At 61.4% G+C, this 18,775-nt stretch carries 17 protein-coding genes, 1 tRNA gene and 2 pseudogenes; 7 read left to right on the forward strand and 13 right to left on the reverse strand.

All coding sequences use genetic code 11. The features are described from left to right. Positions 1 to 55 precede the first annotated feature (55 nt). The 3 genes from tnpA to tnpC are packed head-to-tail and all read left to right on the forward strand — an operon-like array spanning position 56 to position 2,504. Positions 56 to 568 carry an IS66-like element accessory protein TnpA gene (gene tnpA / locus CTP10_RS26345; protein WP_116321879.1) on the forward strand — a complete coding sequence of 171 codons (513 nt, stop codon included), beginning with the start codon at positions 56 to 58 and terminating at the stop codon, positions 566 to 568. Next, positions 544 to 894, forward strand: a complete 351-nt coding sequence (gene tnpB, locus CTP10_RS26350) for an IS66 family insertion sequence element accessory protein TnpB (protein ID WP_147316259.1) — start codon at positions 544 to 546, stop codon at positions 892 to 894. Before tnpA ends, tnpB begins: the two co-directional genes overlap by 25 nt. Positions 895 to 926: 32 nt before the next feature. Continuing rightward, complete coding sequence (gene tnpC / locus CTP10_RS26355) at positions 927 to 2,504, forward strand: IS66 family transposase (RefSeq protein ID WP_116321942.1); 1,578 nt, start codon at positions 927 to 929, stop codon at positions 2,502 to 2,504. A 356-nt stretch (positions 2,505 to 2,860) separates the two neighbouring features. Here the strand turns inward: tnpC and CTP10_RS26360 are convergent. From CTP10_RS26360 to CTP10_RS26370, 3 genes and pseudogenes are all read right to left on the reverse strand, one after another. Next, positions 2,861 to 3,568, reverse strand: a pseudogene (locus CTP10_RS26360) (conjugal transfer nickase/helicase domain-containing protein); the annotation flags it as partial. 23 nt (positions 3,569 to 3,591) lie between these two features. Then, positions 3,592 to 4,495 (reverse strand): annotated as a pseudogene (locus CTP10_RS26365) (NAD(P)-dependent alcohol dehydrogenase); the annotation flags it as partial. 371 nt (positions 4,496 to 4,866) lie between these two features. Next, the gene (locus CTP10_RS26370; protein WP_158577713.1) at positions 4,867 to 5,793 is read right to left on the reverse strand and encodes a Bug family tripartite tricarboxylate transporter substrate binding protein; all 927 of its coding nucleotides are present in this window, start codon (positions 5,791 to 5,793) and stop codon (positions 4,867 to 4,869) included. Positions 5,794 to 6,784: 991 nt separating this feature from the next. On the opposite strand from CTP10_RS26370, the gene CTP10_RS26375 reads away from it, so the two are divergent. Then, the gene (locus tag CTP10_RS26375) at positions 6,785 to 7,018 is read left to right on the forward strand and encodes a hypothetical protein (protein ID WP_116321882.1); all 234 of its coding nucleotides are present in this window, start codon (positions 6,785 to 6,787) and stop codon (positions 7,016 to 7,018) included. Between the two features lie 1,084 nt (positions 7,019 to 8,102). Here CTP10_RS26375 and CTP10_RS26380 read toward each other — a convergent pair. The 3 genes from CTP10_RS26380 to CTP10_RS26390 all read right to left on the reverse strand — a co-directional run bounded on the left by CTP10_RS26380 (position 8,103) and on the right by CTP10_RS26390 (position 10,284). Then, on the reverse strand, positions 8,103 to 8,438 hold the full coding sequence (locus CTP10_RS26380; RefSeq protein ID WP_116321883.1) for a hypothetical protein: 336 nt from the start codon (positions 8,436 to 8,438) through the stop codon (positions 8,103 to 8,105). 708 nt (positions 8,439 to 9,146) lie between these two features. Continuing rightward, entirely contained in the window at positions 9,147 to 9,833 is a 687-nt protein-coding gene (locus CTP10_RS26385) for a hypothetical protein (RefSeq protein ID WP_116321885.1), read from the reverse strand. Positions 9,834 to 9,996: 163 nt separating this feature from the next. Beyond that, positions 9,997 to 10,284: a helix-turn-helix domain-containing protein gene (locus CTP10_RS26390; protein WP_116321943.1), complete on the reverse strand. Its 288-nt coding sequence runs from the start codon at positions 10,282 to 10,284 to the stop codon at positions 9,997 to 9,999. Between the two features lie 159 nt (positions 10,285 to 10,443). On the opposite strand from CTP10_RS26390, the gene CTP10_RS26395 reads away from it, so the two are divergent. Continuing rightward, a complete protein-coding gene (locus CTP10_RS26395) occupies positions 10,444 to 10,716 on the forward strand; it encodes a helix-turn-helix domain-containing protein (protein WP_116321886.1) in 273 nt (90 codons plus the stop codon). A gap of 365 nt (positions 10,717 to 11,081) precedes the next feature. Here CTP10_RS26395 and CTP10_RS26400 read toward each other — a convergent pair whose 3' ends face one another. Both CTP10_RS26400 and CTP10_RS26405 read right to left on the reverse strand, forming a co-directional pair. Then, positions 11,082 to 12,182 (reverse strand): IS5 family transposase, encoded by a 1,101-nt coding sequence (locus tag CTP10_RS26400; protein WP_116321887.1) that lies wholly within the window; start codon positions 12,180 to 12,182, stop codon positions 11,082 to 11,084. Between the two features lie 77 nt (positions 12,183 to 12,259). Beyond that, positions 12,260 to 12,335: transfer RNA gene (locus CTP10_RS26405), tRNA-Arg, on the reverse strand. Between the two features lie 153 nt (positions 12,336 to 12,488). On the opposite strand from CTP10_RS26405, the gene CTP10_RS26410 reads away from it, so the two are divergent. Continuing rightward, positions 12,489 to 12,911, forward strand: a complete 423-nt coding sequence (locus tag CTP10_RS26410; protein ID WP_147316261.1) for a hypothetical protein — start codon at positions 12,489 to 12,491, stop codon at positions 12,909 to 12,911. 706 nt (positions 12,912 to 13,617) lie between these two features. Here the strand turns inward: CTP10_RS26410 and CTP10_RS26415 are convergent. The 5 genes from CTP10_RS26415 to CTP10_RS26435 all read right to left on the reverse strand — a co-directional run bounded on the left by CTP10_RS26415 (position 13,618) and on the right by CTP10_RS26435 (position 17,916). Beyond that, positions 13,618 to 13,764 carry a hypothetical protein gene (locus CTP10_RS26415; protein ID WP_158577714.1) on the reverse strand — a complete coding sequence of 49 codons (147 nt, stop codon included), beginning with the start codon at positions 13,762 to 13,764 and terminating at the stop codon, positions 13,618 to 13,620. Positions 13,765 to 13,877: 113 nt separating this feature from the next. Then, a complete protein-coding gene (locus tag CTP10_RS26420) occupies positions 13,878 to 14,648 on the reverse strand; it encodes an enoyl-CoA hydratase-related protein (RefSeq protein WP_116321888.1) in 771 nt (256 codons plus the stop codon). After that, positions 14,645 to 15,463 (reverse strand): 2-ketocyclohexanecarboxyl-CoA hydrolase, encoded by an 819-nt coding sequence (badI, locus tag CTP10_RS26425; protein ID WP_116321889.1) that lies wholly within the window; start codon positions 15,461 to 15,463, stop codon positions 14,645 to 14,647. The genes CTP10_RS26420 and badI overlap by 4 nt, the downstream gene beginning before the upstream one ends. Before the next feature lie 15 nt (positions 15,464 to 15,478). After that, the gene (locus CTP10_RS26430) at positions 15,479 to 15,724 is read right to left on the reverse strand and encodes an SDR family NAD(P)-dependent oxidoreductase (RefSeq protein WP_116321890.1); all 246 of its coding nucleotides are present in this window, start codon (positions 15,722 to 15,724) and stop codon (positions 15,479 to 15,481) included. Between the two features lie 170 nt (positions 15,725 to 15,894). Continuing rightward, positions 15,895 to 17,916 carry an oxidoreductase gene (locus tag CTP10_RS26435; RefSeq protein ID WP_116321891.1) on the reverse strand — a complete coding sequence of 674 codons (2,022 nt, stop codon included), beginning with the start codon at positions 17,914 to 17,916 and terminating at the stop codon, positions 15,895 to 15,897. A 246-nt stretch (positions 17,917 to 18,162) separates the two neighbouring features. Here CTP10_RS26435 and CTP10_RS26440 point away from each other — a divergent pair, with 246 nt between their 5' ends. Next, positions 18,163 to 18,681, forward strand: a complete 519-nt coding sequence (locus tag CTP10_RS26440) for a MarR family winged helix-turn-helix transcriptional regulator (protein WP_116321892.1) — start codon at positions 18,163 to 18,165, stop codon at positions 18,679 to 18,681. The last annotated feature ends 94 nt before the right edge of the window (positions 18,682 to 18,775 follow it).

The following is an 18,775-nucleotide window of genomic DNA, read 5'->3' on the forward strand; positions in this document are numbered from 1 at the left end:
GGTAATCGGTGAGTAGGGATGATGGTGTCCACCTACAACAAGGTGGACACCTACCATGGAAGAGAAGACCCCTGAACTCAGAGTCATTGAGTCGCGTAAGGATGGCCGTCGCAAGTTCGACGAGCAAAGCAAGCGCGCGCTGGTCGAGGCCTGCCTGAAGCCAGGCGTATCGGTCGCCCGGATGGCGCAGACCTACGGCGTTAATGCCAACCTGCTGCGCAAATGGATCGCGCGGTATCTGGTAGAACGAGAGCAGCAGGCTTGGGCCGAGCCTTCGCAGCACGACCACGCACCGAGTGCGGGCAGCCTTGACGAGGTTTGTATCGATGTCCCTGCCCAGCCTGCCAGCGACGCCTTGGCAAGCAAGGCTCATGCTGCGTTTGTGCCGGTCGTCGCGGCACCTGCGCCATTGGCGACATCGCCACAGCCCAAGGCAATGGCCGCTGCTTTGCATGTGCGGCTTCCCAATGGTGTCGAGTTCGATCTGGGCGAGGCACACATTGAGGAACTGGCGACGATCATTCAGATGCTGGGGAGGATGCCGTGTTCCGGTTCGACGACAGCCTGAAGGTATTCCTGCATCGCGATCCTGTGGATTTCCGCGTTGGCATCAACGGCCTTTCGATCCTGGTCGAGCAGGCGATGTTGCTCAATCCGATGTCGTCGGCACTGTACGTGTTCGGCAATCGTCGACGCGACCGGATTAAGATTCTTGGCTGGGATCGCAACGGCTTCTGGGTCCTGATGAAGCGGCTTGAGGTCGATAGGTTTACATGGCCCGATGCAACTGACATCGTCAAGCTCACCGTCGAGCAGTTGCACTGGTTGCTGGACGGCATCGACATCGCAGTCATCAAGAAGCATCCCCAACGCATCTACGTGCGTACGAGTTGAACTCGCGCACAGGCATGTCGGTCCAAGCCGACATGCCCATCAACGTCACGATCACCGCTGAGGAACTCGAGGAGCTACTCGCAGAACGCGACGCAGCGCGCCAACTCCGCCTCGAACGTGATGTACTTCAGGGTGAGTTGCGCCTGGTAAAGGCTGAACGCGATCTGGCAGAAGAACGACTGCGTGCCTATCGGCGCGAACTGTTCGGCGCTAAGAGCGAAGCGCGTGATGCGGGCCAGCTCGGGCTGTTCAACGAGGCTGAAGCACTCACCGCCAACGCACAGCCTGCACAGGAAGACGTGCCCGGCACGAAGGTCGCCGCTCACACCCGCAACAAGCGCGGTCGCAAGCCGCTCGATCCCAATCTGCCACGCGAAGTGGTACGTCACGACCTGCCCGAGTCCGAGCGCTTCTGTGCAAACGATGGCCACGCGCTGGTCGAGATCGGCGTCGAGATCAGCGAACAACTGGACGTGATCCCGGAACAGGTCCGTGTCATCCAGCACCAGCGCGTCAAGCGCGCCTGCCCGTGCTGCGATCTGGGCATCAAGGTCACGCCGGCCCCGCCGCGTATCATCCCCCGTGGCCTGTTTACCGAGTCGGCTCTTGCCTGGATTGCCACCGGCAAGTACCAGTTCGGCATGCCCCTGTATCGCCAGGCCGCATTACTGCGCCGCTTCGGCGGCGACATCTCGGCGAATACCATCGCCGCCAGCATGGTGCGCGTGGGCCAGGCCGTGCAGCCGGTGATCAACCTGCTGCGCGATACGCTGCTTGAGTCTGACATCATCTACGGCGACGAGACGACCCTCCAGGTCCTGAAGGAGCCGGGACGGCGGCCACAGACGAAGAGCTATATGTGGGCGCAAATGAACGGCTCCGGGCCGCCCGTGCGCTTGTTCAGCTACGCGTCGGGACGCGGCGCCAAACATGCCAAGGAAATCTATGCTGGCATCCGTCCAGGTGCGGCGTTGATGACCGATGGCTACGAGCTTTACAACGGCTTGGCGATCGAGCACCAGCTCATTCACCTTGGTTGCTGGGCCCACGCGCGGCGTGCCGTGATCAAGGCAGAGGAGGCTGTGCCCAAGGCCCTGCGCACGCCGCAATTGACGGCCACGCGCTTCGTCAAACTCATCGGCAGGTTGTTCGCCGCGGAATCGCGCTCGGCCGACTGGCCGTCAGCGCGGCGACAGCGCCTGCGTCGGCGTTACAGCGCGCGCGTGCTGACGGTCATCGAGAAGCTACTGCTCGAACAGTTGCCAAGCGTAGTGCCTGGCAGCCTGCTTGGAAAGGCGCTGCAATACCTGCATGGGCAGTGGCCCAAGCTCATTCGCTACGTCGAGAATGGGGATTGGCCGATCTCGAACAACGCTTGTGAAAACGCGATCAGACCATTCGTGGTCAGCCGCAAAAACTTCCTGTTCTCGACCTCCGTCGGCGGCGCAAAGGCCAGCGCTAACCTCTACTCGCTCATCGAGACCTGCCGGGCCAATGGCATCGAGCCGTATCGTTATCTGACCTGGCTGTTCCAGCGCCTTCCGCTCGCACAGACCGCCGACGACTACACGGCGCTGCTGCCGTGGAACATGCCTGCTGAGCCCAACTGAATCTTGCGTATCACGCTGCAACTCTGAGGGGCGTCGTTAGAAGACTGCTTACGCTCCATTGATCGTGATGGTGTAGCTCAAGATGTGTCCTCCAAATTGTGGGGTGTCTCCGGATCAACATCGAGCAACAGGCTCACCTCGTCTGTTGGATCGTGGGCAGACGTCAAAGCAAGAACGATCAACCCCTGCCGGCTGGTCGTTGCGCATTGAAGACTCGGCGCGCTAAGCTGCATCAGAAACTTCGGTTGGCTGCAATGAACCGCCCCTGAGATCAAGACAAATGCACCTCCGAGTTTATTTTTTTTGGTGCGCGTGAGTAACCGTCTGATACTGAATAGCGTTATTAGTTGGACTAATTAATTCAGGTCTGGGGACGCAAGCGCCAGTAGCGAGAGATAAGGGTTATTCGGTGGCGTTTCGGAGAAAAGCAGCCTTGCATCTTCTAGAAGGTAGCCATGCAGGCGCCGGGATTTTCTCGGTCCGGTGACCTCGCAGCTCCAAATGTCCAGGCCGTTTGGCTGCTTGCGGTGCAGGTGCAGCCGCTCGAAGCGCTTTTGCATCCATTGCCAATCCTGTTGGCTCTCCTGCCTGGCCAGCGTGCCAACTTGCGGGTGTTCTTGTGCGTAGCGTTGGAACACGCCGGGGCTGACCAGGTAGGCCGTGTCGCTCACCGTATGCACGAGCGCCTTGGCGTCGTTGATGATGAGTCGTCGTGAGGCGATTCCCTGCTTCAGCCACGCCATGAAGTGCTCCCCGGACGGTTTTGCTGCCGACGAAACTGGTGCAGGCGCGGGTACAGGTGGCGGAAGAGACGTTGCGGCTGTCGCGGGAATGGGAGCGTCGAGAACCTGCGCCGGGATCTCCTTCGCATGCTTGTCGGCGGAAGCGCCGCCCAAGCCCACCATCGTCAGCATGTCCTCCACGACATCGGGCACGGGCTGGGCTGCAGGCGGCGAAACGGTGGCGGTGCTGTCGCCTTCCCAAGGCGGAGGTTCCTGACCTTCCTGGGCTGGTGTCGCTGCGGCCGTAGTCGGAGTGGCTGGCAAACCGGCGTTGTTTTCCGCGGAACGCCGCGTCGATCTCGACCGAGCATCTCCTGCGTCTCAGCAATGCCACCGATCATCGATCCCGCGATGGCGCGTCGCTTGGTAATCAGGTTCAGAACATTCTGCTGAGGGTGCGGCGATGCCGGTGCACCGACCAGCGCCATCGCGCTTGAGCAGCGTGACAAATGCGTCAAGGTCGTGCGGCGCTGCGACGGTGTTCAGGATCCAGTCGAAGCTTTTCGTATGGACCGCCATCTCTTCGACGTTTCGTGATACCACAACCTGATCTGCGCCCAGCGCCTTGACCGCTTCGCGCTTGGACTCTGAGGTGGTGAACGCAACGACATGCGCCCCCATCATGGGCGAGCTTGATACCCATATGGCCAAGGCCAACGATGCCAACAATTCCGATCTTCTTGCCGGGCCCTGCTTTCCAGTGTCGCAGGGGCGAGTAACGTGGTAATGCCTGCGCACAACAGGGGCGCTACTGCGGCGAGCACGGCTTCAGGATGACTGATGCGCAGCACATAGCGCTCATGAACCACAATCTGCTGGGAATACCCGCCAAGGGTATATAGCCCGGTGCGTCTACAGTCGGAAAGTTATAAGTTCCGACCATCGCGTCGCAGTAGTTCTCGAGGCCCGCATCGCAATCTTCGCAATGCTTGCAGCTATCGACGATACAACCCACACCGACGAGATCTCCAGGACGGAAGGCGGACACATGCGCCTCTACTGCTGCCACCTTACCTACGATTTCGTGGCCCGGGACACAAGGAAAATGTGTTCCAGCCATTCTCCACGTGCCTGATGTAAGTCGGAATGGCAGATGCCGCAGTAAGCGATGTCGATCTCGACATCGTGCGCCCCGGGGGCGCGCCGAGTCATTTCCATCGGTTCAAGTGGTTTGTCACCTGCGTAAGCGCCATAGGCCTTCACAACCATAGGGTACTCCTGTTCATCGATGCCCAACGGAGGGCGAATGACCATAATTTAGAGCATTTATCACCTCTGAATTACGCATCAGACTGCGCATCCTATGCATCAGATTGCACAATCCGATATCGGCGAAATTGGCAGAGGAGACGCATGGAGGGCTATTACGCTGAGAACAACGGCAAGGCGCCTGCGTTCTGGTGGAAGCGGAACGCCGGACACAACCATGGAATGGAAGCGCCACCATTGGAATGCTGGACGCCGGACGTCTAAGCACGAACCACGTCGACCCTGATATGACGCGCCAATGCTTCCTTCGACCGCCTCGTATGGACGCCCTGACCGTTGCAGCAGCGCGCCCGGATCCAGGATGTGGTGTTTCAAATCGCGGTAATGTTGGCGTCGCGAATCACCTTCTCTAACTGCCTCAAGTCTTCACGAATGAATCGTCCAAATTCCCCTGCGGGCGCACCTATCGCCCGCCCGCCGACGGCTTGCAGTTTCGCAACGACCTCTGGTTGCTTCATGATCTCGACGACCCAGGAGGAAAGCTTGTCGACGATCGGAGCTGGCGTCTTCGGCGGGGCAACCAGGCCATACCATACGGTGGAGGTGAAGCCTGGGAGCGTGGCCGCAATTGGCGGCACTCCCGGCAACAAGCGATGGCTGGATGAAGTCCCCACTCCCAGCGCCGCCACCCGCCCGCTCTTGATGTGCTCAATGGATGCACCTAACTCACCGAAGAACATGTCGACCTGCCCGGACAGCAGCCCCACGGCGGCGGCCGCAGACCCTTTGTAGGGCACGTGCACGATGTTCGTTCCAGTTCTTGTCTTGAACACTTCCATCGAGAGATGTGTGCTGGTGCCGACGCCTCCGGACCCGTAGTTCAGCTTGCCGGGATTGGCCTTTGCAAATTCAACCAGTGCACCTAGGGTTTTGAAGCTACCGGCGCGCACCAGCAGCACGTTCGCCGCCTCGGACATCAAGCCGACCGGTGTAAGGTCCAGTGGTTCATAGCCGAGCCCCTTGTACAGAAGCTTGTTGACTCCCAGCGGCCCCGGCGAACTGAACAGAAGCGTGTAGCCGTCATTCTCTGAACGAGCGACGAACTCGGCTCCTACGCTTCCACCTGCCCCGCCCGCTCGATTGTCGACGAGCACCTGGACACGAGCCTTTTTTCGCAATTCTTCGGCGAGCATGCGTGCAAGGGCGTCGGTGTTGAACCCGGGGCCCACCGGTACCACGATTCGGATAAGGCGATTCGGATAGGGTTCCTTCGCCCGGAGGGGAGCAGTCGTCAACATGGTGGCTGCCGCCGCCATGGCGTGGAGCGCGGTTCGCCTGGACATTCCGTTGGAGTGCATTATGGGCCTCATCCATCTACAATAAGATCCCGTATATTAGGATAACTTTACGTATTACGCACTCCTTTTCCTTCGACGCGATGCACGGGCTACCGCCGGTGGTGAACAAGCGTACTGCCACAGACCGGTCGCGAACAGGGCGCGTGAAGCCCTGCGCTGTGGACGCTTTTCGAGGTTCTGCGAAATGGCCATAGCTGAATACAGGTATCATTGGGCCGCCGGGGCTCTATCAACCGTTGCACTCGCGCTCGATTGGCGATCGCACGGAGCGCCCATCTGCGGGTTCGGCAGCACTATCGAGCCGGGGCAGAGCCAGACCGGTGCTACTTTGAGCATTCGGCATAAATTCTGATTGAACGCGGGAGCGCGGATTGGTATCCGGCCATGAGACCGATCTCCTCGAGATGCGGCTCACTATCTCAAGTCTCTTGCGATGCTGCCTTGTCGAGTGACCAGTTAAGCATTGGCCGCTGATTCTCCAAATTTGAGTTTCGAACGGCCAATCGTTAAGAGTCAATGATTTATGTTGAAGCTGAAGAGCCATGGTAGCCGGCGCGACTTGATACCACCATCTCTTCCCACGCTAGCAGCAATAGGTCGGTTTAAACGCCGTAGGTCTCTACTGACCGGACAAGCCGATGAGCGCAAGTTGAGCGGCGGCTTCTGGAGCAGTGAAATCGCCGATTCGAAGGGCCGCCCGGGGCCGGTCAGCGACAAGCGCAGTTCTCGCGACAGGTACCTTCCGCGGCCAATTTCCGCCACTCGTCATCGCTGTCGCACGGACATTCGAGTGGCGGCTCCGCATTACAGATCCTCAAAGCTGTGCCCGTCTCCTCGCTCCATAAAGTCGACAAGCTTCGATAGGTTATCCAACCACGCTGAGGGGATTGGAAATCGTCCGAGCGCCCAGTGTCCACCACTACTGACGAAAATGACAAAGACCGCGCGATACGTCGCTGAGTTGGCACGGCGGGAAGGCATCCAGTATTTGGCGACCTTCGCCGATGAATGGGCTACAGCCGTGACGGGCCTGCTGGGTGACGACGTGGCGCCTGACGCAACGGATAATCTGCTTGTTGCCCTTGCGCGCGCTGGCAAGCTGTCACTCCGTGACATGGTGGCCTTGACCATCGCTCATCATAGGGAACTGAAGCAGCACGTTTAGTCTCGTCCGTCAAGGCTGGCAGGGGTTGCCTACCGTGACGCGTCACTGTCGCTCACCATCAAAGATGGAGAGCCTCAGGATCCTTCGAGGATGAGGCCGCGAAGTGGGCCATAGACTGCACGAAGTAACTTCCTTTTTTCAGATGCAAAAGCGCTATGGACGTTCGATCTGGTTGTCGTCGATCTCGACTTGTCTGACTGGGAAGCTGTTCCTATCCGAATTTTTTTGTGACCTGGTACTTCGGCGCGCGGTCATTTAAACAATTTGCTGAAGACATTGGGTAGTCCCAGAGTAAGCCTCACACGAGTGAGGGGGCCTTGTGCTGCCCGCTTCCGCCTACTAGTAGCGTGGCTTTCGCCGCAACGAGCCTTGGAATTCAGGCGCTGGTGCGTCCGCAAAGACACGAAGCATTTGCCTGGCGCGATCAAGCGCCGGCAGCAAATCTTCCCGACCTCGCAAACTTGCCATGTCCCGAGCTCTTTGCTCATTCTCAGCTCTCTCTTTTGCGAGCGCGGCGGCGCCCTCTGTATTCATGGCGCGGGTTGTTCGGCGAGACCCATGTGCCGGCACGGATGGAATAAGGCGCCAGGGCAACGTAATCGCCTTCTCGACAGAGGTGGCCAAGACTGAGTCTGCGACCAGACCCGCGGGCAGCCGGCCGGCGTTCGCACGCGTTGCTGCAATCCAGGTCTCAATCACGTCGTTGCGAACGTCAACGACCGCATACTGAATGTAGTCGACGCGCAAACGCAAGCGTCTTGCGTGTCGGCGCCGGGCACGTCGACGATTGCGCGCGGACGCCGGGTTCATCGCTGGGGCTTCCATCCTTCCTCCTCATTTCAAGACATCCGATGTTTGGCAAGAGGGAGACCGAGAAGCTCGACAAACTCGTTGTGAGCCGCTCCGCGTCCTCGGTCTCCCACCAACGACCACTTTGAGGCGGACACGTTTTGCCCATCGCGTGTGCAAAGGTCGACGAAAAATCCAGACGAAGCGCTCTGTCTCCTTCGCGAACATCGGCGGGCAACGTCACATTGGCCAGCTTGTCATCAGCGCGCTCTCCCGGCACATCCTTGTCGGAACATTAAGGCCTCGCCAGAAATGCTGCCATGGCTGACTCGTATTCCTTTGTCACGTCACGCCATGACTGCACTCCATTAAAGGTAGCCCAGCGATCCCATGCATAACGCGCATCGTCCGCCAAGTTGGCGGCTTCGCACATCCGGTAGCGCCGGCCACTGGCCGTTCGGAACTCCATGGCGCGCGCATCGAAGGCCTCAATGGCACTGCTTACCTGCCCCGCCCCAGTCGCCAGGTCGATCCCAACCAGGTGCCGTTCCCCCTTGTCGGTCTCCACGACCGCCCAGCAAGCCAGCTCGATCTCGGGCTTTACCGCCACGTCAGGTGTTTGCCAAAACATCAGGTCATCCCCTCATCTCAGACCGGCGAGCAAGTCGCCCCAGTGCCAGAAATGGGCACATCCGAGCGGATTGAGTGCTTCGGCGACGATCGGTCGGGTTGATCCTCGAATGAGTTGTGGGCGAAATTGCTGCGCGTCGGCTCGGGAATCTCCTCCAGCCTGACGTGGGAAGTCCGAGGCGCCGAAAGGTGAACTGGCACCTGTGGCTGAGCCGGCCGCGGGGGCAACTCTTCCCCAGCTCTGCAGCCGTCTTCCGTCCGGTCAACTGGGTCCCCCGCGTTCGGCCGGAGATCTGCCTCTCCTTGCCTGTCGACCGGTACGCATTGCGCCTGCAGTCGTGACAAGAGGGGCAGATCCAACTCCACGCGCCAGGTATAGCTGTCGAGCACGGGACGAACGAAGACGGGAGCTGGCGTGAGCGCCCGAAACCGCTCCTCCATGGCCGACACATGGCCTCGCACCAGCAGCGAGAACGTATTGGGGTAGGTGTCCGAGCGGGCATCCAATCGCGCCTCCACGTCGGCGTTAGCGGCGATGCGGAGCATTTCCAGGCCGGTCCTCACCCACGTGGGCTCATCAAGGACAAGTGAGGCCGAAGCCTTCAGCTCTGCCGCGATAGCGAGCACTCTGTCCATTCCATTCATTGCATATCCGTCCTGCATATTGTCTGACCTTCTTCCTATGTTGATCGAGCGAAGCCTTGCCCCCTCATGATGGCCGGGGGCGGCCGCCCGAAAGTCCTCGTGAAGCCAATTGCGCCAGAGCGGCAAAGTTGATGGCGAAGGCGTCCAGGCCCTCAATGGCTTGGAAGCCGGCGATCTGGGCGCGCCGCATGGGCGGCACAGGCGCCCTTCCGCCTGGCTCGGAGGTTTGGCGCGGCGGCTCACCGTTCTCGCCGTGCACCGTAGTGCGCGAATGTTGCAATACCCCCAGCGTTGTGCAGTCGCCAAAAATCTCGGCGACTTCCACCTGCGGCAATTCGACACCAGCAATCCGGCAATCCAGCAGGTTGCCCTCCGCGTCGAGTGACCGCTGCAGGCAGAGTTCGCCGCGCCCGCTGGCCACTTCCATGGCGCGCAGTCGATCTGCCAGGGCTTGCAACGCCGCGGCGGTCCACCGCTGCGCCAACGCTCGATAGAGCAATCGGGCCTCATCATGGAGCACGAGCAGTTTCGCTGCGGGGTAATTCCTCGGCAGCACACCAATCTGAAACCCATCCGCCGCCCCCTGTAGCAGCAAGCCGCTGCGGTGTACCAGCCTCTGCTTTAGCAAATTGACGTGCCAATGCTGACGCTGCCGGTCGGATTCATTGCTGGCGCATGCCGGGGCGTCAGCCGGCGCGCCGAATGAGGACATCCTAGAAACAACCTTTTCCTTCATGATTTCGGGATCCATGTCTTGACCATTGCCTTCATCGTGGACCGGATACACACGCCCGCGCCGCGCTCCATGTCGCCAGCGTCTTAACGTGGGAAGGCGCGTTGTCATCGGGGCTGCGTGGCGTCCGATCGGAGGGATGGCAAACCTCAGTCCTCGATCAAATAAAAACTGGCACGCCCTAGCGGCGCGCCCGCCGGCGCGTCAGCACGCGGGACAGTTCGCCGATCGGGAGCGTGGCCAGCTCGGGCTCGAGCGCTTGCAGCCAGGCTTCACACTCCAGCGCTGTGAGCACGCGCAACAACGTGGAGACGGACGAGCCGGCTCCGCTCTCGAGGTTGCGCAGCGCGCGCAGGCTGATGCCGGCCTGCGTGGCCAGCACCGACTGCGGCCGATTGCGCGCCAGCCGCAGGCGACGCACCCGTTGCCCCAGGTCTTGCTCCAGCCTGGATTCCGCCTCGTCACGCATGGGGAAATCGCCGGCCCCGATGTGCGTTACGCGGGACGCGCGGCGCATCTAGCGCTCAGCGGCAATTTTAGAACATATATGTTCTTTTAGGAACACCAAACGATATGGATCTTAAAGCGCCTCGATAAAAAAATAGCGGTTTCGCAAGGCGTGGCAGATATGACACTCGAACAGGCGTTCGGCGCAGCCGTGAAGTTGCGCCGGCTCGAAGCAAAACTGAGTCAGGAGGAACTGGCAGAAAAGGCGGACATGCTGGGGTCCGCGCTGGGTCGCCTGGAACGGGGTGCAGTCTCGACCTCGCTCGAGACGGTGGGACGCGTCGCGGCGGCACTCAACACCAAGCCCTGGGCACTGTTGTGGTTCGCCGGCCAGATCCAGACCGGCGTGCGGCTGGAGGCGCTCGAGCCGCCGCCGCACATCGCGGGCGACTGACCTACAATGAAGGCACCGGGAGGGTGGCGCGGCGCTCGCCGTTGCCTGCGCAAGCTGCGCGTGCCGTCCCGCGTTCAGTGGCAGCGCAGCATGTCCATTTCACCCATGTCACGCGTTTGGCCCCTCAGCGGACCCTCGGCCGGCTCCGCCCGCGTCGCGAGGGCCGGCCCGAAGCGGCGAAACGCGCGCCACCCCCCGGAAAATGCGTGGCGCGTCCTAGCAGGCTGCTGAAGTACTCGCCGCGCAAGCGGCGAAGCTTCCCCTGCAAGGCTTCCGGATTGTGATTTTTCACAATCCGGAAGCCAAACGTCACTGCATCGACCTTTTCGGTGATTTGGTACCCGATTCCGGCGTCAATACCGCGATTACGGCAACTGCGGACGGATTTGTCCCAACGAGCGCATGCGCACGAGGTTGTAGGCGGCCATGCTCAGCACAAACATCTGGTCAACCTTCTTCAGGCCGCGCACCATCACCTGGCGGATGCGTCCCACGGTCTTGGCCCAGCCAAAGCCTTGCTCGATCAGCTTGCGCTTCTGCTGCGAGATCGCATAACCGATGCTGTTGGCGATCTCGTCCGGAACGGCCGAGCGCCGCCCCGAGGTGTTCTGTGCCACGTGGGGCGTCACCTTCATCTCCAGGCATGCCTGAATGAATTCTTCGGCGTCGTAGCCCTTATCCGCGCCCACGGTGACTTCCACATCCAGATCCTCAGCCACCTGCCTGGCATCATTGAGCATGACCTTCGCAGCCTCGCGCTCGGCGTGTCCGTCCGCATTGGTCACCATCGCGCTCACCACCAGGCCGTGGCGGTTGTCGCTCAGGGTATGACCCATGTAGCGCAGTTCACTGGCGGTCTTGCCCTTGCGGTAGAGCCTGGCATCGGGATCGGTCTTGGACTCGTGCGTCTCGTTGCTGCGCTTGCGACCCTTGAAGTTGGCGCCGTCGTTGTCGTCTTCGTCGCCGCCATCCTTGCGCACGAAGCTCTTGTGGCCCGCCCACGCTTGAATCAGCGTGCCGTCGACGCTGAAGTGTTCGCCCGACAGCCAGTCCTTCTTCTGCGCGATGGCCAGCACTTCGTTGAAGAACTCGATTACTGCATCATGCTTGATCAGCCGTTCGCGGTTCTTGGTAAAGACCGTGGGCACCCAAACTGTGTCGTCCATCGACAGCCCGATGAACCAGCGAAACAGCAGGTTGTACTGCGCTTGCTCCATGAGCTGGCGTTCGGAGCGAATGCTGTAGAGCACCTGCAGCAGCATGGCCCGCAGCAACTTCTCCGGCGCGATGCTGGGCCGGCCGCCCTTAATGTCGGCCTCGTACATCTGCGCGAACAACCGGTCCATCTTCACCAGCGCCTGGTTGGCCATGGCGCGGATCGAGCGCAGCGGGTGGGACTTCGGCACGAAATCATCCAGCCTCCGCATGGTGAACAGGCTTTCGGTGAAGGTGTCTGCGCCGCGCATGAATGTGAGGTTGGATGAGACCCTCAAATCAACGCTTCACCCGGCTGTCGCGCTGACTTCCTCTGGAGGTATTTCAGCGGCCTGCTAGAGGACTCGAACCTCTGACCGCTCGCTTAGAAGGCGAGTGCTCGGGAATTGACGAACCTGCAGGCCCAGACGACGTGGCTGTAACAGGCCCAGACCGATCCCCCCAAGTCGCAGCAGCGAGGATAAGCCGCGCGCTACTTCGCGACAGTGCTGACTTTGCTCATAGCACCCTCGCACATACACTCGTCTCTAACTTCAAATGGCGGTGGGGACGGTGACGTGTCAAAAAAAGCACTTGGCCAGAAGACCGATGAAAAGCTTCTAAACCTAGGAGAGGTTGCATTCTGTGTGACTCATATCGGGATAGCGGAAGCACGTACAAACCTTCCTAGGATCCTGAAGCACGTTGCTGCAGGGGAAGTCTTCCCCCTCCAAGACGCGAAGAGGCCCGCGTCGCCGGCGGCGCTGCTACTTTCGCGAGCAAAGCTCGCGACTGCGCTTACAAGGCAAAAACCCCAGCGCACGCTGCTCGAGCTAATCGAATCCCTCCCATTGCGCGGTTCACTTGAGGCGATTTCTCGAGTCGAAATGCCGGATGACTTTACCCCCAACGTTGACCGTGCCAAACAAGGCAGATTCTTCCTGACAGGGCTTATTCCCTTTGCCCGATACCGAGAAGCTTTGAAAGACGTCAATTCTTGAGCGGAATTTGAGCTGCTGGCTGACTCAGCAGCGCCAACTGGACGGCCGTACCACTGCCGCCTGGACGCAAGACCCTCTGCATCCATGCATATACGCTCACAGTCTCGTTCGAAGTGCGGCCGCGTCCGAAAGCAAAAGTGCGGGACTACTTCAGACATAATCCGTCTATTGTCTAAACGTGCACAAATAAACACATTTGAGACAAGAGCTGCTCTACTGTCCCACCAAAGTTGACGTTTGCCGTCCAGTCGAGTCGCACGGCTACTGGAGGGTGGATGGGCATAGCAGCGTGTAGTCTGCTGAGTAGACGGTTTGAACTTCCCAAAAGAAGGCGGAAAGGAGTGCCCCTTTGACTCAAGGATGGCCTTCATCACCTACGTCGAACCCAAGGACACAAGAGCCCAATTAATCACATGTGTTGATTGCGCGACATCTAGTGCCTTGCCCTGGGACAACAGGCGCAAGAAATATACATAAAAAACAAAGACTTAGCTCACAGAAAAAACGTCATCTCATGCCTTGTCGAAAAAAAATTACGACATGCTTTGGTTCTTTGGCCAACTCAGCACGAGGCGTATGAATCATTTTTTTGGTGAAAAACGCGACATCCAGTGGCTTGTCGCGCGACATCTTCTGCCTATGTTTCTCATTAACGGGAAGCCCGCCGCAAAGTGGCCTTTGAGCGGCTCAGGCGGCCGACAACAACTCAGGTGCCGGAGAACGTGGGCGGGCGCTTCTCGCTGAACGCATGAACGCCTTCCTGGTAGTCCTGGCTCCAGCCTAGCTCCCGGATAGAGGTAGCCTCCATCGACAACTGCTGTTCAAATGAATGCACCGCGGCGGCAAGCATCATGGATTGACCCTCATACATGGAGTGGTGCCGGTTGCGCCCTGGCCGCCACCAGCCGCGCGGGCGTTGAGCGCCGTGCCGGCACCATCGGCACCCCCGCTCCTTCAGGAGATACGTTATCTGCCGGTGAACTGCGGCGCGCGTTTGGCGAGAAATGCTCCGATGCCTTCCCGCGCGTCGTCGGTGCGCGTGGCGCGCGAGAACAATTCAGCCTCCGCGCGCAGGCCGGCATCCAGGTCCAGCCGTGCCGCGGACAACACCGCCTCACGAGCCAGATGAAAGGCTGAAGGCCGGCCTTCCGAGACTTCAGCCAGGTGTGCCTTGCCGACAGCGACCGGGTCGCCGCCCTCGACCAGCCGGTCGACCAGGCCGATTTCCAGTGCCTCGTCTGCGGCAATCATTCGGCCGGTAGTAATCAGATCCAGCGCCCGTGTTGTGCCGACCAGCCGTGGCAGCCGTTGCGTGCCGCCGTAGCCCGGGATCAGGCCGAGCTTGATCTCAGGTAGCCCGAGGTTCGCGCCGGCCAGCGCCACGCGGTAGCTGCATGCCATGGCAAGCTCGAGGCCGCCCCCAAGCGCCAGGCCACGGATGACCGCAACACTTGGCATGCTGAGCGCAGCCAGCTTGGAGAGCACCCCCTGCCCGAACACCGAGCCATCCAGGTGCTGAGCCGGCGTGCGGTCCTGCAATTCCGCAATGTCGGCACCGGCGCAGAATGCGCGATCGCCGGCGCCGACAATGACAACGCCGCGCGCATCAGACCGTTCGATGTCATCGACATAGCCCGACAAGGTCTTGAGCATGTCGACGTTCAGGGCATTGAGGGCGGCTGGCCGATCGATCGTCAGCACGGCGAGTTCGCCGTCATAGCGCAGGCTGATGGTCATGCCTCGCCTCCGCCAGCGGCTTTGCGCTTGCCTTCATAGACTTCGCGAAAGCGCGGCTTGCGCTTTTCGAGGAAGGCGCGCACGCCCTCCTGCGATTCGTCCGTCTCGTAGTACAGCGCGAGTGCCTGCATGCCCAGGCCGCCGATGCCGCGGATCGAATCGGTGTCGGCGTTGAACGAACGCTTGGCGATGGCCAGTGCCGTGGGGCTCATGGCCAGGATTTCCTGGCACCATTTATCGACTTCCGCGTCGAGCTGGTCGTGCGGCACGACGGCATTCACCAGTCCCATGTTCAGGGCCTCCGCCGCGGTGTAGCGCCGGCACAGGAACCAGATCTCGCGCGCCCGCTTCTCCCCCACGACACGCGCCAGCAGCGCCGTGCCAAACCCCGGGTCGACCGAGCCAACCTTCGGCCCCACCTGGCCCAGCTGCGCGGTATCGGAGGCAATGGCCAGGTCGCAGCATGTGACCAGCACATTGCCGCCGCCAATGGCATAGCCATTGACGCGCGCGATCACCGGCTTCGGGCATTCGCGGATCATGCCTTGCAGTTCTTCGACCGGCAGGCCGATCACGCCGCGCCCGTCGTAGCCGCCGTCATGCGCCGACTGGTCGCCGCCGGTACAGAATGCCTTGTCGCCGGCGCCCGTCAGCACGACCACGCCGACGGATTTGTCCCACGATGCGGCGTTCAGGGCATCGATCAGCTCGTCGCAGGTCTTCCCGCGGAACGCGTTGTATTTCTCCGGGCGGTTGATCGTGATGCGCGCCACGCCGGCACGCATTTCATAAAGGATATCGGTGTATTGGCTCATGGTGTGCGCTTGCCTTTAGCCGTGCTGCGCAACGGTGTCGATTGCCTGCTTCACCGCGCCGTGGTCGGTGATATCGACCTTGACGGCGGTGACGCTCGCCCCGCTTGGCTTGAGCGCTGCGCCGAGCTGCTCCAGCGCATCGGCATTGACGTCGACGGCGACCACGCGCGCCTCTTCTTCGCAGAACCGCTGGCACAGCGCCTTGCCAATCCCACCGGCCGCACCGGTGATGACGACCACCTTGTCGTTCAGACCTCGCATACTGCTATCTCCTGAGTGAATTCGTGACTAAGTCCGGCTGGCTACCGCTGCGGCAGCCAGCTTGCGCAGGACAAATTTCTGAAGCTTGCCGGTCGCCGTGCGCGGCAGCGTTTCAAATACGATATGGCGCGGCGTCTTGAAGCCGGGCAGTCAGTGGGTTAAAGGTGAACTCAGAGGGCGACAGCGAGCCGGGTGGCCTGGTCGATGGCGCGCAGCGCGTCAAGCTCGCTGGCGACATCGGCGCCCCCGATCAGGCGGGGCTTGAGACCACGTGCCACCAGCTCGTCGTACAGCGTGCGGTTCGGGTTCTGCCCCGCGCACAGGACGACGTGATCGACGGGAAGCACATGCGGCTTGCCCTGGACCGTGTAGTGCAGGCCTTCATCATCGATGGCGTCATAGGTCGCGCCCGCCGTCATGCCGACATTGGCCTTGCGCAGCCTGGCCTTCAGGATCCAGCCGGTCGACTTGCCCAGGCGCCTGCCGAGGGGCTCGTCCTTGCGCTGGAACATGAAGACGCTGCGGCGCGGCGCGTCCGGCTCGGCCGCCGCGGTCAGGCCGCCGGGCGTGACGCTCTTCGGATCCACGCCCCATGCACGGAAGAAAGCCTGCGGATCGAGGGATTCCTCGGCATCGCCAAGCAGGAATTCGGCAACGTCGAAGCCGATCCCGCCCGCGCCGATGATGGCCACGCGCTGCCCAGGCGTGACCTTGCCGCTCAGCACGTCGAGATAGGACACGGCTTTGGGATGATCCGCGCCGATGAAGTCCGGCACTCGCGGCGACACGCCGGTGGCCAGCACGATCTCATCGAAATTGCCCGTGGCAAGCGCCTCGGGCGTGGCGGCCTCGCCCAGCCGCAGCGTCACCTTCAGCTTGTCCAGCCTGACGCGGAAATAGCGCAGCATCTCGTGGAACTCGGCCTTGCCGGGCACCATCTTGGCCAGGTTGAGCTGGCCGCCGAGCTGGGCCTCCGCTTCGAACAGCGTGACGCGGTGGCCGCGCTCCGTGGCGTTGATCGCAAACGCCATCCCGGCCGGGCCGCCCCCCACGACGGCGATCCGATTCGGGGCGGAGACGACCCCAATGGGAAATTCGATCTCCCTGCCGGCGCGCGGATTGACGAGGCAGGTCGCGGTGCGTTCCGTGAAGATGCGGTCCAGGCAGGCCTGGTTGCACGCGATGCAGGTGTTGATCTCGTCGGTGAGGCCAAGCCGCGCCTTGCGGGCGAAATCCGGATCGGCCAGCAGCGGCCGCGCCATGGACACCAGGTCGGCAACACCGCCGGCGATCACCTGTTCGGCGGCATCGGGCGCATTGATCCGGTTCGAGGCCATGACGGGAATGCCCACCGCCTGCTTGACGTTCTTCACGGCCGCGCTCCAGGCGGCCCGCGGCACGGTGGCTGCAATGGTCGGCACTGCCGACTCATGCCAGCCCACCCCGGTGTTGATCAGGTCTGCACCGGCGGCTTCGACCTGCCTGGCGAATTCGGCCACTTCGCCACCGGTCATGCCGCCCTCGACCAGATCGATCGCGGAAATGCGGTAGACCAGCATCGGATCGCGGCCGATCCGCTCGCGCACCGCGCCGATGACTTCCAGCGGGAAGCGGATGCGCGCGGCGAAGTTGCCGCCGAACTCATCGTCACGCCGGTTGGTCGGCGCGGCGGTGAATTCGTTGATCAGGTATCCCTCCGAGCCCATGATCTCGACACCGTCATAGCCGGCTTCGAGCGCCAGCGCCGCGGTATGGGCAAAGTCGTCGATCGTCTTCCAGACCTCGTCCGTGCTCAGCGCGTGCGGCAAAAAAGTATTGATACGCGCCTTGCCCGGCGACGGGGCCACGCACTCCGGCACCTTGGCATAGCGGCCGGCATGCAGGATCTGCAGCACGATCTTGCCGCCCGCCTCATGCACGGCACTGGTCACGGCGCGATGCTCGTCAAGCTGGCCGGCGCTGTTGAACAGCGGCCCGCCCGCCTCCATGACCCCTTCCGGATTGGGCGAGAAACCGCCGCTCAGGATCAGCCCGATCTCGCCCCTGGCGCGCTCCGCATAGAAGGCGGCAAGGCGCTCGTGCGGCCGGTCAAGCGTCTCAAGCCGCGTATGCATCGCACCCATCACCATCCGGTTGGGAATGACGTGGCTGCCTATCCTCAGCGGCGTCAGGATCTTGTCGAGTGTCTCCATGGGGTCCTCGTTTGTTCTGGTGGTTGCGTGAACACATACTAGGCACCCCACGAATATACGTCAATTACTTGATATAGTTTTACGTGAAATCAGCATTTCAGCCGAACAATCATGCAATCTACATGTCATACATTGTTGAAGAATCACTTATCCGGCGCATCCGGCATTCCGGCGCGGGCGGCACCCCCGGCCGTAGAATGTCGCCATCCCGCCTGCCCCCCGCTGCGCGACCCGCAGCTCCCAGCCATGACCAGTTCCGATCCCTCCTATGACCAGTCCGTCTCGTCCGTCCACAACCGCCTGTTCTTCCGGCTGTTTCAGGCGGGCAATACGCTGGACCGGCAGACCATCAAGTACCTGGGCATCACCACGGTGCAGTGGTCGGTGCTGGGCGCGCTGACGCGGCCGCAAGCCGCGCAAGGCATGTCGTTCTCGGAGCTGGCCGAATACCTGGTGGTCAGCCGGCAAAGCCTCGATGGCGTGCTCAAGCGCCTGGAGCGCGACGAACACGTGGTGCGGGTGGCTGACACCGTGGACCGGCGCGCCAAGAATGTGGTGCTGACCCCAATGGGTCGCGCGTTCTGGTCCAGCCTGCAGCCCAGGATCTATGAGTTCTATCGCCAGGCCCTGGAAAGCTTCAGGTTCGACGACAAGGTCTCGCTGGTGCACTTTCTGAACCAGCTCAATGGGGGGATGGCCGATGTGCACCTTGACGGCACCGAGGGCGACGCCACCGCGGACACCGACGCCGCACAGGCCCGCTGAAAGAGGGCGGCATCCCGTTCCGATCTTTTATGAATCCATAGCAGCGGGTCTCGACAAGAGTGGGAAGAACGCTGGTCCCAGTAGTCGCCATAGG

The sequence above is a fragment of the Cupriavidus sp. P-10 genome (assembly GCF_003402535.2).
Taxonomy (GTDB): Bacteria; Pseudomonadota; Gammaproteobacteria; order Burkholderiales; family Burkholderiaceae; genus Cupriavidus.

Excerpts from the sequence above, each read along its gene's own strand:
- tnpA (WP_116321879.1), top strand. The coding sequence starts at position 56 with ATGGAAGAGAAGACCCCTGAACTCAGAGTCATTGAGTCGCGTAAGGAT.
- tnpC (WP_116321942.1), top strand. The coding sequence starts at position 927 with ATGCCCATCAACGTCACGATCACCGCTGAGGAACTCGAGGAGCTACTC.
- CTP10_RS26370 (WP_158577713.1), bottom strand. The coding sequence starts at position 5,793 with ATGTTGACGACTGCTCCCCTCCGGGCGAAGGAACCCTATCCGAATCGC.
- CTP10_RS26375 (WP_116321882.1), top strand. The coding sequence starts at position 6,785 with ATGACAAAGACCGCGCGATACGTCGCTGAGTTGGCACGGCGGGAAGGC.
- CTP10_RS26380 (WP_116321883.1), bottom strand. The coding sequence starts at position 8,438 with ATGTTTTGGCAAACACCTGACGTGGCGGTAAAGCCCGAGATCGAGCTG.
- CTP10_RS26385 (WP_116321885.1), bottom strand. The coding sequence starts at position 9,833 with ATGGATCCCGAAATCATGAAGGAAAAGGTTGTTTCTAGGATGTCCTCA.
- CTP10_RS26390 (WP_116321943.1), bottom strand. The coding sequence starts at position 10,284 with ATGCGTGACGAGGCGGAATCCAGGCTGGAGCAAGACCTGGGGCAACGG.
- CTP10_RS26395 (WP_116321886.1), top strand. The coding sequence starts at position 10,444 with ATGACACTCGAACAGGCGTTCGGCGCAGCCGTGAAGTTGCGCCGGCTC.
- CTP10_RS26400 (WP_116321887.1), bottom strand. The coding sequence starts at position 12,182 with ATGCGCGGCGCAGACACCTTCACCGAAAGCCTGTTCACCATGCGGAGG.
- CTP10_RS26415 (WP_158577714.1), bottom strand. The coding sequence starts at position 13,764 with ATGATGCTTGCCGCCGCGGTGCATTCATTTGAACAGCAGTTGTCGATG.
- CTP10_RS26420 (WP_116321888.1), bottom strand. The coding sequence starts at position 14,648 with ATGACCATCAGCCTGCGCTATGACGGCGAACTCGCCGTGCTGACGATC.
- badI (WP_116321889.1), bottom strand. The coding sequence starts at position 15,463 with ATGAGCCAATACACCGATATCCTTTATGAAATGCGTGCCGGCGTGGCG.
- CTP10_RS26430 (WP_116321890.1), bottom strand. The coding sequence starts at position 15,724 with ATGCGAGGTCTGAACGACAAGGTGGTCGTCATCACCGGTGCGGCCGGT.
- CTP10_RS26435 (WP_116321891.1), bottom strand. The coding sequence starts at position 17,916 with ATGGAGACACTCGACAAGATCCTGACGCCGCTGAGGATAGGCAGCCAC.
- CTP10_RS26440 (WP_116321892.1), top strand. The coding sequence starts at position 18,163 with ATGACCAGTTCCGATCCCTCCTATGACCAGTCCGTCTCGTCCGTCCAC.